The 12,242-nt window shown below is 70.5% G+C and carries 12 protein-coding genes and 1 riboswitch; of the genes, 1 reads left to right on the forward strand and 11 read right to left on the reverse strand.

Annotation, left to right across the window (positions count from 1 at the left end; translation table 11 throughout):
• Positions 1-84: 84 nt before the first annotated feature.
• The 9 genes from ACFVYX_RS27250 to rpsB all read right to left on the reverse strand — a co-directional run bounded on the left by ACFVYX_RS27250 (position 85) and on the right by rpsB (position 9,915).
• The gene (locus ACFVYX_RS27250; protein WP_389684145.1) at positions 85-1,113 is read right to left on the reverse strand and encodes an ABC transporter ATP-binding protein; all 1,029 of its coding nucleotides are present in this window, start codon (positions 1,111-1,113) and stop codon (positions 85-87) included.
• Complete coding sequence (locus tag ACFVYX_RS27255) at positions 1,113-2,726, reverse strand: ABC transporter permease (RefSeq protein WP_389684198.1); 1,614 nt, start codon at positions 2,724-2,726, stop codon at positions 1,113-1,115. Before ACFVYX_RS27255 ends, ACFVYX_RS27250 begins: the two co-directional genes overlap by 1 nt.
• Positions 2,727-2,764: 38 nt before the next feature.
• Positions 2,765-3,859 (reverse strand): thiamine ABC transporter substrate binding subunit, encoded by a 1,095-nt coding sequence (locus ACFVYX_RS27260; protein WP_389684199.1) that lies wholly within the window; start codon positions 3,857-3,859, stop codon positions 2,765-2,767.
• A gap of 98 nt (positions 3,860-3,957) precedes the next feature.
• Positions 3,958-4,068, reverse strand: a riboswitch (TPP riboswitch).
• Between the two features lie 29 nt (positions 4,069-4,097).
• Positions 4,098-5,210 carry a 23S rRNA (adenine(2503)-C(2))-methyltransferase RlmN gene (gene rlmN, locus ACFVYX_RS27265; protein ID WP_389684146.1) on the reverse strand — a complete coding sequence of 371 codons (1,113 nt, stop codon included), beginning with the start codon at positions 5,208-5,210 and terminating at the stop codon, positions 4,098-4,100.
• Between the two features lie 170 nt (positions 5,211-5,380).
• Positions 5,381-6,484 (reverse strand): phosphatidate cytidylyltransferase, encoded by a 1,104-nt coding sequence (locus tag ACFVYX_RS27270; protein ID WP_389684147.1) that lies wholly within the window; start codon positions 6,482-6,484, stop codon positions 5,381-5,383.
• The gene (gene frr, locus ACFVYX_RS27275) at positions 6,484-7,041 is read right to left on the reverse strand and encodes a ribosome recycling factor (RefSeq protein ID WP_030690629.1); all 558 of its coding nucleotides are present in this window, start codon (positions 7,039-7,041) and stop codon (positions 6,484-6,486) included. The genes ACFVYX_RS27270 and frr overlap by 1 nt, the downstream gene beginning before the upstream one ends.
• A 94-nt stretch (positions 7,042-7,135) precedes the next feature.
• Positions 7,136-7,900, reverse strand: coding sequence for a UMP kinase (gene pyrH / locus ACFVYX_RS27280; protein ID WP_389684148.1), 765 nt, complete (start codon positions 7,898-7,900; stop codon positions 7,136-7,138).
• Between the two features lie 164 nt (positions 7,901-8,064).
• Positions 8,065-8,901 carry a translation elongation factor Ts gene (gene tsf / locus ACFVYX_RS27285; protein ID WP_030206425.1) on the reverse strand — a complete coding sequence of 279 codons (837 nt, stop codon included), beginning with the start codon at positions 8,899-8,901 and terminating at the stop codon, positions 8,065-8,067.
• A 102-nt stretch (positions 8,902-9,003) separates the two neighbouring features.
• Positions 9,004-9,915 (reverse strand): 30S ribosomal protein S2, encoded by a 912-nt coding sequence (gene rpsB, locus ACFVYX_RS27290; protein ID WP_389684149.1) that lies wholly within the window; start codon positions 9,913-9,915, stop codon positions 9,004-9,006.
• Positions 9,916-10,172: 257 nt separating this feature from the next.
• Between rpsB and ACFVYX_RS27295 the strand changes: the two genes are divergently transcribed.
• Positions 10,173-10,661, forward strand: a complete 489-nt coding sequence (locus ACFVYX_RS27295) for a M23 family metallopeptidase (protein WP_389684150.1) — start codon at positions 10,173-10,175, stop codon at positions 10,659-10,661.
• Here ACFVYX_RS27295 and ACFVYX_RS27300 read toward each other — a convergent pair.
• Positions 10,642-11,208 carry a TetR/AcrR family transcriptional regulator gene (locus ACFVYX_RS27300; protein ID WP_389684200.1) on the reverse strand — a complete coding sequence of 189 codons (567 nt, stop codon included), beginning with the start codon at positions 11,206-11,208 and terminating at the stop codon, positions 10,642-10,644. The two genes, ACFVYX_RS27295 and ACFVYX_RS27300, sit on opposite strands and share 20 nt — an antisense overlap.
• 54 nt (positions 11,209-11,262) lie before the next feature.
• A complete protein-coding gene (gene whiG, locus ACFVYX_RS27305; RefSeq protein ID WP_150265653.1) occupies positions 11,263-12,099 on the reverse strand; it encodes an RNA polymerase sigma factor WhiG in 837 nt (278 codons plus the stop codon).
• Between the last annotated feature and the right edge of the window lie 143 nt (positions 12,100-12,242).

Raw genomic sequence — 12,242 nt, forward strand, 5'->3', positions numbered from 1 at the left:
CTCCTGCGCGATCGACGAAGAGACGACTCGAAGGAGACTCCCCCGGCGGGAGGAACTCATCGCAGGCGCCGGGGGCTGTCACCGCTACGGCGTGTCGTCGCCGAGCACCACCACGTCCTCCGCCCGGAAGGCCACCCCCGTCCGGGCGCCCTCCTCGGGCACCTCCCGCAGCGGGAACTCCGCCTCCAGCGAGGGCCCGTCCGCCGGGCGGAGCCGTACGGCCACCCGGCTGCCCCGGAACGTCCGGGACTCCACGGTCCAGACCCGCCCGTCCTCCGCCGGTACGAGACGCACCCCGCCCGGCCTGACGAGGAGCCGGCGCTCGCCCTGCGGCGAGCCCTCCGGCACCGGGACCCTCCCCCACACGGTGTCCGCGACGGTCCCGCTCACCCGGGCCGCCACCACGTTGTCGAAGCCCAGGAAGCGGGCCACGAACTCCGAGGCCGGCCGGGACCAGACCTCGACGGGCGCACCCGACTGGGCGATCCGTCCGTCCCGCATGACCACCACCCGGTCCGCGAGGGCGAACGCCTCGCCCTGGTCGTGGGTGACCGCGAGGACCGTCGTCCCGAGCCGGCCGAACAGCTGCCGCAGCTCCACGACGAGCCGCTCCCGCAGCCCCCGGTCGAGCTGGCCGAGCGGTTCGTCCAGCATGAGCAGCCGTGGCCGGGGCGCGAGCGCCCGGGCCAGCGCCACCCGCTGCTGTTCGCCGCCGGAGAGCGCGGCGACGGACCGCCGCCCGGCCCCCGGCAGACCGACGAGGTCGAGCAGCTCAGCGACCCGTGCGCTCTGTTCGGCGCGGCCCGCCCCCCGCATCCGGAGGCCGAAGGCGACGTTTCCGGTGACGTCCCGCTGCGGGAACAGCTGGTGGTCCTGGAACATCAGGCCGACACCGCGCCGGTGCACCGGCACCCCGCCCTGGTCGGCGCCGCCGAGCAGCACCCGGCCGCCGTGGAGCGGCTGGAGCCCGGCGACGGCCCGCAGCAGCGTGGACTTGCCGCTGCCGCTCGGACCGAGCACGCACACGATCTCGTGGTCGGCGACCTCCAGGTCCACGGCGTCGAGCGCGGTCCGCTCCCCGAACCGTACGGTCGCGCCGTCCAGTCTCAGCATCAGAACTCTCCCGAGGTGCGTTCGGTCCGGAGCCGTTCGAGCAGCAGCAGGGACACCGCGCACACCACCATCAGGATCGTCGAGAGGGCCATGGCCTGGCCGTAGTTGAGTTCGCCGGGCCGGCCGAGGAGCCGGGCGACGGCCACCGGGAGCGTCGGGCTGTCGGGCCGGGCGATGAAGACCGTCGCGCCGAACTCGCCGAGCGAGACGGCGAAGGCGAACCCTGCGGCGATGAGCAGCGCCCGCCGCACCAGCGGCAGGTCCACCTCCCGCCAGGCCCGCCACGGCGAGGCGCCGAGCACGGCCGCCGCCTCCCGCAGCCGCTCGTCCACCGCGCGGAGCACCGGCAGCATGGTCCGTACGACGAAGGGCACGCCGACCAGGGCCTGCGCGAGCGGCACCAGGATCCAGCTGGCCCGCAGGTCGAACGGCGGCTCGTCGAGGGTGATGAGGAAACCGAAGCCGACGGTCACGGCGGACACCCCGAGCGGCAGCATGAGCAGCGCGTCGAAGCCCCGTACGAGCCGCCCGGCGCGCCTGGTCAGGGCGGCCGCCGCGAGTCCGCCGATGACGAGGGCGATCAGGGTGGCGACGACGGCGTACCGGAGCGAGTTCCCGATCGTGTCGAGGAGGGGCACGAGGAAGGTGCCCGAGGGGTCCGGGGTCCGCAGGGCCCGGTAGTAGTCGAGCCCGTATCCGCCGGAGGTGGCGAAGGACCTCTCGACGAGCACACCGAGCGGCAGCACGATCAGCAGCGCCACGGACAGCAGGACGGCCGCGAACAGCGCCCACTGACCGGCGCCCCGGGGCCGGCGCGCGTTCTGTTCGGGCGCGACCAGCTTCAGGGCGGTCTCCCGCCGGCGGACCGTCCGGGCGTGCACGGCGAGCACGACGCCGACGGCGACGAACTGCACCGTCGTGAGGACGGCGGCCGTCGTCAGATCGAAGCGGATGACGGTCTGCCGGTAGATCTCCGTCTCCAGGGTCGAGTACGTCGATCCGCCGAGGATCTGGACGACGGCGAAGGAGCTCGCGGTGAAGAGGAACACCATGAGGGCGGCCGCTGCGACGGACGGGGCGAGCGCCGGCAGGGTCACGGTCCGCCACGCGGTCCAGCGGGACGCGCCGAGGACCCGGGCGGCCTCCTCCTGGCGCGGGTCGAGCTGCGCCCACAGACCGCCGACGGTCCGCACGACGACGGCGTAGTTGAAGAACACATGGGCGATCAGGATCGCCCAGATGGTGGTGTCGAGCCGGACGCCCCACAGCTCGTCGAGGAGCCCGCCGCGCCCGACGAGCGCCAGGAAGGCCGTGCCGACCATGACGGTCGGCATCACGAAGGGCACGGTGACGACGGCGCGCAGCAGTCCCTTGCCGGGAAAGTCGAAGCGCGCGAAGACATACGCGCCGGGCAGCACGATCAGCAGGGTGAGACCGGTGGAGGCGAGTGCCTGCCAGAGCGTGAACCACAGGACGTCGAGAATCTCCGGCCGGCTCAGCGTCTCGCCGAACCGGCCGAACCGCCACGCCCCCTCGACCCGCAGCCCGCGCTCGACGATCGAGAGGACGGGCCAGGCGAAGAAGAGCGCGAAGAAGGCGACGGGCACGACCATCAGGCCGAGCCGCGCCGCGCTTCCCCTGCGGTCGGGGATTACTTCAGAACGAGCGACGACCACTGCTGGATCCACGCCTCGCGCTTCTCGGCGATCTTCTCGGGCGCCATCGTCCCCGGCTTGTCGACGACCGCCCCGTGCTTCGTGAAGAGCTCCGGCAGTGCGGCGTCCTTCACCACCGGGTTGACGAACATCTGGAGCGGCATGTCCTCCTGGAACTTCTTCGAGATCAGGAAGTCGATCAGCGCCTTGCCGCCCTCGGGGTTCTTCGCCCCGTTCAGCAGGCCCACGAACTCGGTCTGCCGGAAGCAGGTGCCGGTGGAGACGCCGGTGGGCGCCACCTTCGGCTGCGGCTCGCCGTAGAGCACCTCGGCCGGCGGGCTGGAGGCGTACGACACGACGAGCGGCCGGTCGCCCTTGGCCTGCCTGCCGCCGGCCGAGCCGGAGAACTCCTGGTTGTAGGCGAGCTCCCAGCTGTCGACGGTCTTCACACCGTTGGCCTTGAGCTTCGTCCAGTAGTCCTGCCAGCCGTCGTCGCCGTACTCCGCGGCCGTACCGAGGAGGAATCCGAGGCCGGGGGACGAGCGCTCGGGGTTCTCGACGACGAGCAGGTTCCTGTACGCGGGCTCCGTCAGGTCGTCGAAGGTCACCGGCGGCGCCAGCTTCTTGTCGGCGAAGTACTTCTTGTCGTAGTTGACGCAGATGTCGCCGGAGTCGACCGGCGTGACCCGGTGCTCCTTGTCGAGGCGGTACTCCGCCGGGACGCGGTCCACGCCCTTCGCCTCGTACGGGACGAAGATCCCGTTGTCGAGGGCGCGGGAGAGCAGCGTGTTGTCGACGCCGAAGAAGACATCGCCCTGCGGGGAGCCCTTGGTCAGGATCTCCTTGTTGACGGCCTCGCCGGCGTCGCCGCTCTTCAGCACCTTGACGGTGAAGCCGGTCTGCTTCGTGAACTCGGCCAGCACCTCCTTGGAGGCGTTGAACGAGTCGTGACTCACGAGGGTCACGGTCTTCGGCGCGGGCGCGCCGGACTTGCCGGCGCCCTCGCGTACGTCATCCGTGCCGCAGGCGGCGAGGGTGGTGACGCCCAGCGCCGCGACGAGCGCGGCGGCGGCGGCCTTCTTGATGCTCACCGGATTGGTGCTCACTGAGATTCCTCCTGGGTATGACCAGGAAGAGACGCGGCCCTGCCCGCGACCGGCGGAACCGGTCGCGGGCAGGGCGCAACAGCTTGAGTTAACGACCGAACTTCCTACCCAGAATGACCTGGGCAAGGTTCAGAGGGTCTGCGGTCCTACGGTGACCGCACTCTCAGCGCTGTGGCGCTCCCCTGTCGGAATATGGAGATGTGTTCGAGCTCAGAGTACAAGGTCAGCGTTCGGCGGCGGCCAGCTGTCCACAGGCGCCGTCGATCTCCTGGCCCCGGGTGTCCCGGACGGTCACCGGCACACCGTGGCGCGCGATGGCCTCGACGAAGGCCTTCTCGTCCTCGGGGCGGGAGGCCGTCCACTTCGAACCGGGCGTCGGGTTCAGCGGGATCAGGTTGACGTGCACCCGACGGCCCTTGAGGAGCCGGCCGAGGAGGTCACCGCGCCAGGCCTGGTCGTTGATGTCCCGGATGAGCGCGTACTCGATGGAGATCCGGCGCCCGGACTTCTCCGCGTACTCCCAGGCGGCGTCGAGGACCTCTCGCACCTTCCAGCGCGTGTTCACCGGCACCAGGGTGTCGCGCAGCTCGTCGTCCGGGGCGTGCAGCGAGACCGCGAGCCGGCACTTGAAGCCCTCGTCGGCGAAGCGGAGCATCGCCGGCACCAGGCCCACCGTGGAGACCGTGATCCCGCGCTGGGAGAGGCCGAGACCGTCCGGCTCGGGGTCGGTGAGGCGCCGGATCGCACCGACGACCCGCTTGTAGTTCGCGAGCGGCTCGCCCATGCCCATGAACACGATGTTGGAGAGGCGCGCCGGCCCGCCGGGCACCTCCCCGTCCCGCAGGGACCGCATGCCGTCCACGATCTGGTGCACGATCTCGGCGGTCGACAGGTTCCGGTCGAGCCCGGCCTGGCCCGTCGCGCAGAACGGGCAGTTCATCCCGCAGCCCGCCTGCGAGGAGATGCACATGGTCACCCGGTCCGGGTAGCGCATGAGCACCGACTCGACGAGCGTGCCGTCGTGGAGCCGCCACAGGGTCTTACGGGTGGTGTCGTCGTCGCACGAGATGTGCCGCACCACTGACATCAGGTCGGGCAGCAGCTCCCCGGCCAGCTTCTCGCGCGAGGCGGCCGGGATGTCCGTCCACTCGGCGGGATCGTGCGCGTACCGCGCGAAGTAGTGCGTGGACAGCTGCTTGGCGCGGAAGGGCTTCTCGCCGATCGCGGCGACGGCCTCCTTCCGCTCGGCGGGCGTGAGGTCGGCCAGGTGCCGCGGCGGCAGCTTGGCTCCGCGGGGGGCGACGAAAGTGAGTTCTCCGGGCACTGGACGGGCCACGATCGGGTGTCTCCTCAGACGGCACGAGGTCTGGCATCCCCGGGAAGACGGGGACCGCGGCATCACGATGCCGGAGCCAGGAGACCTCACTGGAACATCCCCGCAGCGGCGAGGACGACGGAAGGGCCCGCGGCACGCGCCACGAGCCCTTCCAGAGTACCCGGTGTCCGTCAAGCCGTTCCGACGAACAGAGCGAGCAGCAGCCACACCACCGGCGCCGTCGGCAGCAGCGAGTCGAGGCGGTCCATGATGCCGCCGTGGCCCGGCAGCAGCGTGCCCATGTCCTTGATGCCCAGGTCACGCTTGATCATCGACTCGCCGAGGTCACCAAGCGTCGCGCTCGCCGCCACCGCGAGGCCGATGATCAGCCCCTGCCACCAGACGCCCTCGTCGATCAGGAACTCCATGCACAGCGCGCCCGCCGCCATCGCGAACGTCACCGCGCCGACCAGTCCCTCGCGGGTCTTGCCGGGGCTGATCCTCGGGGCCAGCTTGTGCTTGCCGAAGCGCCAGCCGACCGCGTACGCCCCGGTGTCGCTGACCACGGTCAGGAGCAGGAAGGTCAGCACCCGCTGCGGGCCGTCGTCGGCGGCCAGCAGGAGCGCCACGAAGGTCGCGAGGAACGGCACGTAGAACGCGGCGAACACGCCCGCCGTGACGTCCTTCAGATAGCCCTCGGGAGGCTCCGTCATCCGCCAGACGAGCACCGCGAGCGCCGTCAGCGCCATCGCCACCCAGGCGCCCTCGGCGCCCCTGACGTAGCCGGCGACGACCATCGCCGCGCCGCCGACCGCGAGCGGGACCAGCGGCGCCTTGATCGCCTTGCGCTCCTGGAGGCGGGAGGTGAGCTCCCAGAGCCCGACCACCACGGCGACCGCTATCACCCCGATGAACGCCGGCTTCCAGATGAACAGCGAGGCGATGATGACCGCGCCGAGCCCGACCCCGACCCCTATGGCCGCGCCCAGGTCACGCCCCGCGCTCTTCTTCTGCCGTGGCGCCGTCGGCGCGGGCGGCGGAGGCGGGGCGGGGTTGTGCATGGGCTCCTGCGGGTGCTCGTGCGGCGTCTCGTCACGGAACAGGGGACCGCTCTGGTGAGCGGCCCCCCGGCCGTGACCGTCCTGGAATCCGCCGGCGGGAACGTCGGGCACGATGGGCATGGGCCGAGTCTGCGCCGCCTGATGCCGATCGTATGCGGGACCCGCCGGGACGGGCCCCTGGTCGGGTCCCCTACGGCCGGAACCGGCCGGGGCCCCCCAGGAAGAGTCGTTCATCAGACCTCGAGCAGCTCGGCTTCCTTGTGCTTGAGCAGCTCGTCCACCTGCGCGACGTACTTCGCGGTGGTGTCGTCGAGCTCCTTCTCGGCGCGGCGGCCCTCGTCCTCGCCGACCTCGCCGTCCTTGACGAACTTGTCGATGGTCTCCTTGGCCTTGCGGCGCACCGAGCGGATCGAGATCTTCGAGTCCTCGGCCTTGCCCTTGGCGACCTTGATGTACTCCCGACGGCGCTCCTCGGTCAGCTCGGGGAACACCACCCGGATGATGTTGCCGTCGTTGCTCGGGTTGACGCCGAGGTCCGAGTCGCGGATGGCCTGCTCGATGTTGCGCAGCGCGCTCTTGTCGAACGGGGTCACCACAGCCATGCGCGGCTCCGGAACGGAGAACGACGCGAGCTGGTTGATGGGGGTGATGGCGCCGTAGTAGTCCGCCACGATCTTGTTGAACATCGCCGGGTGCGCACGGCCGGTGCGGATCGCGGCGAAGTCCTCCTTGGCGACCACGACGGCCTTCTCCATCTTCTCCTCGGCCTCGAGGAGGGTCTCTTCGATCACCACATGCTCCTGCGTGTCGTCGCGTTGTGTCCTGCACGGTGTACGACCGGCAGGGCTCTGTCCATCCCCTTGCGGGGCGGTTCCCCGGTTCGGGTCAGGCCCGGGTGCCCTGGTCGCTCACGAGCGTGCCGATCTTCTCACCCTTCACCGCGCGAGCGATATTGCCCTCGGTGAGCAGTTCGAAGACGAGGATCGGGAGGTTGTTGTCCCGGCACAGGGTGATGGCGGTGGCGTCGGCGACCTTGAGGTCGCGGGAGAGCACCTCGCCGTACTCGAGCGCGTCGAACCTGACCGCGTCGGGGTTGCTCTTGGGGTCGGAGTCGTAGACGCCGTCCACGCCGTTCTTGCCCATGAGCAGGGCCTCGGCGTCGATCTCCAGCGCACGCTGGGCCGCCGTGGTGTCGGTGGAGAAGTACGGCATGCCCATGCCCGCACCGAAGATGACCACGCGGCCCTTCTCCAGGTGGCGCACGGCGCGCAGCGGGATGTACGGCTCGGCGACCTGGCCCATGGTGATGGCGGTCTGGACGCGCGAGTCGATGCCCTCCTTCTCCAGGAAGTCCTGGAGGGCGAGGCAGTTCATCACCGTTCCGAGCATGCCCATGTAGTCGGACCGGGCCCGGTCCATGCCGCGCTGCTGGAGCTCGGCGCCACGGAAGAAGTTGCCGCCGCCGATCACCACCGCGATCTCCGCGCCGTCGCGGACGACCGCCGCGATCTCACGCGCGATGGCGTGCACGACGTTGGGGTCGACACCCAGGCCGGTACCGCCGGAGAAGGCCTCTCCGGACAGCTTCAGCATGTAGCGCCCGGCCGTCCTGCCGTTGTTGTCGTCGCCCTGTACGGCGCCCTGGTTCATGGAGATCTCCTCGTGCACATACGAAGGAGGCCATTGCCTTGGGTCCTCGCGGTTTCCCGTACGGCAATGGCCTCCTGTCAGATCTGCGGTCGTCCTGCGCGTGCGCGGACGACTGCCTCAGACCCTACCGGGGGGTCCGACGTCCGTCGCGTTCGCGTACGGACTCAGATGCCGACCTTGATGCGGGTGAAGCGCTTCAGGGTGACACCGGCCTCGTCCAGGATCTGCTGGACGGACTTCTTGTTGTCAAGGGCGTACGGCTGACCGAGCAGCGTCGCGTCCTTGAAGAAGCCGTTCACGCGACCCTCGACGATCTTCGGGAGCGCGGCCTCGGGCTTGCCCTCGGCGCGGGTGGTCTCCTCGGCGACGCGACGCTCGGTCTCGACGACCTCGGCCGGAACGTCCTCACGGGTGAGGTACTTCGGCGCGAAGGCGGCGATGTGCTGGGCGACACCCTTGGCGACGGCGGCGTCGGCCTTGTCGAACTCGACGAGGACACCGATCTGCGGCGGGAGGTCCGGCATCGTGCGGTGCATGTACGCGAAGACGAAGCCGTCGGCGTACTGCGCGAAGCGGTCCAGGACGATCTTCTCGCCGAGGTTGGCGTTGGCCTCGTCGACGAACGCCTGCACGGTCTTGCCGGCCTCGATCTCGGAGGCGAGCAGCGCGTCCAGGTCGGCCGGGGAGGTGGCGGCGACGTGAGCGGCGAGCTTGTCGGCGACGGCCTGGAACTTGTCACCCTTGGCGACGAAGTCCGTCTCGCACTTCAGCTCGACGAGGACACCGGAGGTGTTGTCGTCGGCGATGAGGGAGACCACGGCGCCGTTCTCGGCGGAGCGGCCCTCACGCTTGGCGACACCCTTCTGGCCCTTGATGCGCAGCGCCTCGACGGCCTTGTCGACGTTGCCGTCGGCCTCGTCCAGGGCCTTCTTGCAGTCCATCATGCCGGCGCCGGTGAGCTCGCGGAGCTTCTTGACGTCAGCGGCGGTGTAGTTCGCCATGAGTCTGTTTCTCTCTCGAAGTCTGAAAGATCGGGCGGGTCCACGGGTGGACGGCGGGGGCTTTGTGGGCCCCCGCCGTCGTCACCCGAAGGTCCTGAAGGGTCAGGCCTGCTCGGCGTCCGCGGCCGGGGCCTCGGTGGCCTCGGCAGCGGCCTCGGCCGGAGCCTCGACGGTCTCGGCGGCAGCCTCGGCCGGGGCCTCGGCGGCGGGGGCCTCGACGGTCTCGTCGGCCTTCTTCTCACCCTCGAGCAGGTCGCGCTCCCACTCGGCGAGGGGCTCGCCGGCGGCCTTCTCGCCCGGCTTCGAGTCGCCGGTCGCGGCGCCGGAGCGGGCGATGAGGCCCTCGGCGACGGCGTCGGCGATCACGCGGGTGAGCAGGGTGACGGAGCGGATCGCGTCGTCGTTGCCCGGGATCTTGTAGTCGACCTCGTCGGGGTCGCAGTTGGTGTCGAGGATCGCGACGACCGGGATGTGGAGCTTGCGCGCCTCACCGACGGCGATGTGCTCCTTCTTGGTGTCGACGATCCAGACGGCGCTCGGCACCTTCTGCATCTCGCGGATACCACCGAGGGTCTTCTCCAGCTTGGCCTTCTCGCGGGAGAGGACCAGGAGCTCCTTCTTGGTGAGGCCGGAGGCGGCCACATCCTCGAAGTCGATCTGCTCGAGCTCCTTGAGGCGCTGCAGACGCTTGTAGACGGTGGAGAAGTTGGTGAGCATGCCACCGAGCCAACGCTGGTTGACGTACGGCATGCCGACACGCGTCGCCTGCTCGGCGATGGCCTCCTGGGCCTGCTTCTTCGTACCGACGAACATGATGGAGCCGCCGTGCGCGACGGTCTCCTTGACGAACTCGTAGGCGCGGTCGATGTACGACAGCGACTGGAGCAGGTCGATGATGTAGATGCCGTTGCGCTCGGTGAAGATGAAGCGCTTCATCTTCGGGTTCCAGCGACGGGTCTGGTGACCGAAGTGGACGCCGCTCTCCAGCAGCTCCCGCATCGTGACGACGGCCATGGCCGTATCTCCTTGGGTTTCTCGGTTATGTCCTGACGCCCCGACGCGCCGTGCCACAAGGGACCGAAAAGGCGCTGCCATCGACCGGTGAGGGCCGGGTGGCGGGGCGTGCGAAGTCGACCCGGTGACCCGGGTCGCCATAGGAAGTGTACGGGACCCCGGGAGCGCCGGGTGACGGCACTGTCCACAACCGGCGAGCAGTCCACAGAAACCGTCCGTGACCGGTCCGGAACGGTCGTCGCGGGGAGCCTTTCGCCATGCGTCTCATGGCACTGATCCTCACCCTCGGGCTGCTGTGGCCCGTGGGTCCACCGCCCCCCGTGGTCGTCCGCGGCTGGCGGCCGCCGGCCGGGCCGTACGCCGCCGGGCACCGCGGCGTCGATCTGGCCGCCCCGCCGGACACCCCGGTCCTGGCCCCGGCCGCGGGCACGGTCACCTTCGCGGGCCCGGTCGGCGGCCGCGGGGTCGTCACCCTCACCCTCCCGGGCACGGGCACTCCCCCGCTCCGGACGACCTTCTCCCCGGTGACTCCGCTGGTGGCGACGGGCACACCGGTCCGTGCGGGCACCCCGATCGCCCGGGTCGCCGCCGGCTCCCACTGCGCGGAGTCCTGCCTCCACTGGGGGCTGCTCCGCGGCGAGGTCTATCTGAACCCCTTGGTCCTGACCGGGAGAGCCCCCTCACGCCTGCTGCCGACGGGCGGACGAGCAGGGGGGAGCGAGGACGTCAGGCCGGGGTTCCGTTGACGCCGTGGAGGGCCATCGTGACGGCCGCCTCGGCGATCTCGGCGGGATCCTCGGCGGCGCCGAGCTCGATACGGCGGACGGCCGCGTCGACGACGCCCTGGAGGAGCATGGCGCCGAGCCGTGGCCGGGGCTGGCCCAGCTCGGCGAGGGCTTCGACGATCATGGCGACGAGACCGCCGTGGGCGGCGCGGATCTTCTCGCGGGCGCCGTCGTCGAGCTCGCTCGCCGAGATGGCGACGACCGCGCGGTGACGCCGGTCCCCGACCAGCTCCAGCTGCTTGCGGACGTACGCCTCGACCCTGCCCTGAGGGGTCCCGGCCCCGTCCATGGCGACTTCGACCTCGGCGGCCCAGACGGGGAAGTCGACGGCGCACAGTTCTTCGACGACGGCCGCGCGCGACCGGAAGTACTCGTACACGGAGGAACGGGCGAGGCCCGTGCGCTCGGCGAGTGCGGGGAAGGTCAGCGCCTCCGTCCCGCCCTCGGACAGCAGGGAACGCGCGGCGTCCAGGAGGGCGCCGCGCTGCATCGTCCGGTGCTCGGCCACGGAGGCCGCTCGAATCCTGGGCACGGCTCCACTGTACGACCGGCTCGCACCGTGTCAGCGTCCGACGTCGGCCAGCTTCGCGCGGAGCTGGAGGACGGACTTGGTGTGGATCTGGCTGACGCGGCTCTCGGTGACGCCGAGGACGTGGCCGATCTCGGCGAGCGTGAGGCCCTCGTAGTAGTAGAGCGTGACGACGGTCTTCTCCCGCTCGGGGAGCGTGTTGATGGCGCGGGCGAGGAGCCGGCGCAGCTCGCGGTCCTCGGCGACCTCGACGGGGTTGTCGGCGGCGGTGTCCTCGAGGGTGTCCATCAGGGAGAGCCGGTCGCCGCCCTCGCCGCCGACGTGCAGCAGCTCTTCCAGGGCGACCACGTTCGCCAGGGACAACTGGCTGAAAACAGCGTGCAGTTCCTCCAGCGTGACGTCCATCTCCGCGGCCACCTCGCTCTCGGAGGGCGTGCGCCGGAGCTGGGCCTCGAGGGTCGCGTAGGCGCGTTCGACGTTGCGCGCCTTCTGGCGGACGGAGCGGGGGATCCAGTCGAGGGCGCGGAGCTCGTCGATCATGGCGCCGCGGATGCGGGTGATGGCGTACGTCTCGAACTTGATGGCCCGCTCGACGTCGAACTTCTCGATGGCGTCGATGAGGCCGAAGACGCCGGAGGAGACGAAGTCGGCCTGTTCCACATTGGACGGCAGCCCGACGCTGACGCGCCCGGCGACGTATTTGACGAGCGGCGAGTAGTGCAGGATCAGCTGCTCCCGCAGCCGCTCGTCGCCCGTGTCCTTGTACGACCGCCACAGTTCGTCGAGGGAGGTCGGTGCGGGTGGTCGCACGGCGCCCCGGGCTGCTGGGGGCACCGCAGCGCGGTCAGACCCGGAGGTGTGCTGGGGCATGCGTTGCCTTGAGCCGTTCTGCTGTCGGGTGTGTCGGTGGGAGTGTCCTGGACGGAATTCTGGTGAGCGTAGCGTGAGTGCGCGGTCGCGGTGCGCGAACATCGGCGGATGACGCCGCTCCGGGTGGACGCCGTCGGCCACAT

Origin of the sequence: Streptomyces sp. NPDC058326, from assembly GCF_042879855.1 — a bacterium.
In the GTDB taxonomy this organism is placed as follows: domain Bacteria; phylum Actinomycetota; class Actinomycetes; order Streptomycetales; family Streptomycetaceae; genus Streptomyces.

Excerpts from the sequence above, each read along its gene's own strand:
- tsf (WP_030206425.1), bottom strand. The coding sequence starts at position 8,901 with ATGGCGAACTACACCGCCGCTGACGTCAAGAAGCTCCGCGAGCTCACC.
- ACFVYX_RS27295 (WP_389684150.1), top strand. The coding sequence starts at position 10,173 with ATGCGTCTCATGGCACTGATCCTCACCCTCGGGCTGCTGTGGCCCGTG.
- rpsB (WP_389684149.1), bottom strand. The coding sequence starts at position 9,915 with ATGGCCGTCGTCACGATGCGGGAGCTGCTGGAGAGCGGCGTCCACTTC.
- ACFVYX_RS27250 (WP_389684145.1), bottom strand. The coding sequence starts at position 1,113 with ATGCTGAGACTGGACGGCGCGACCGTACGGTTCGGGGAGCGGACCGCG.
- pyrH (WP_389684148.1), bottom strand. The coding sequence starts at position 7,900 with ATGAACCAGGGCGCCGTACAGGGCGACGACAACAACGGCAGGACGGCC.
- ACFVYX_RS27255 (WP_389684198.1), bottom strand. The coding sequence starts at position 2,726 with ATGGTCGTGCCCGTCGCCTTCTTCGCGCTCTTCTTCGCCTGGCCCGTC.
- ACFVYX_RS27270 (WP_389684147.1), bottom strand. The coding sequence starts at position 6,484 with ATGAACGACTCTTCCTGGGGGGCCCCGGCCGGTTCCGGCCGTAGGGGA.
- whiG (WP_150265653.1), bottom strand. The coding sequence starts at position 12,099 with ATGCCCCAGCACACCTCCGGGTCTGACCGCGCTGCGGTGCCCCCAGCA.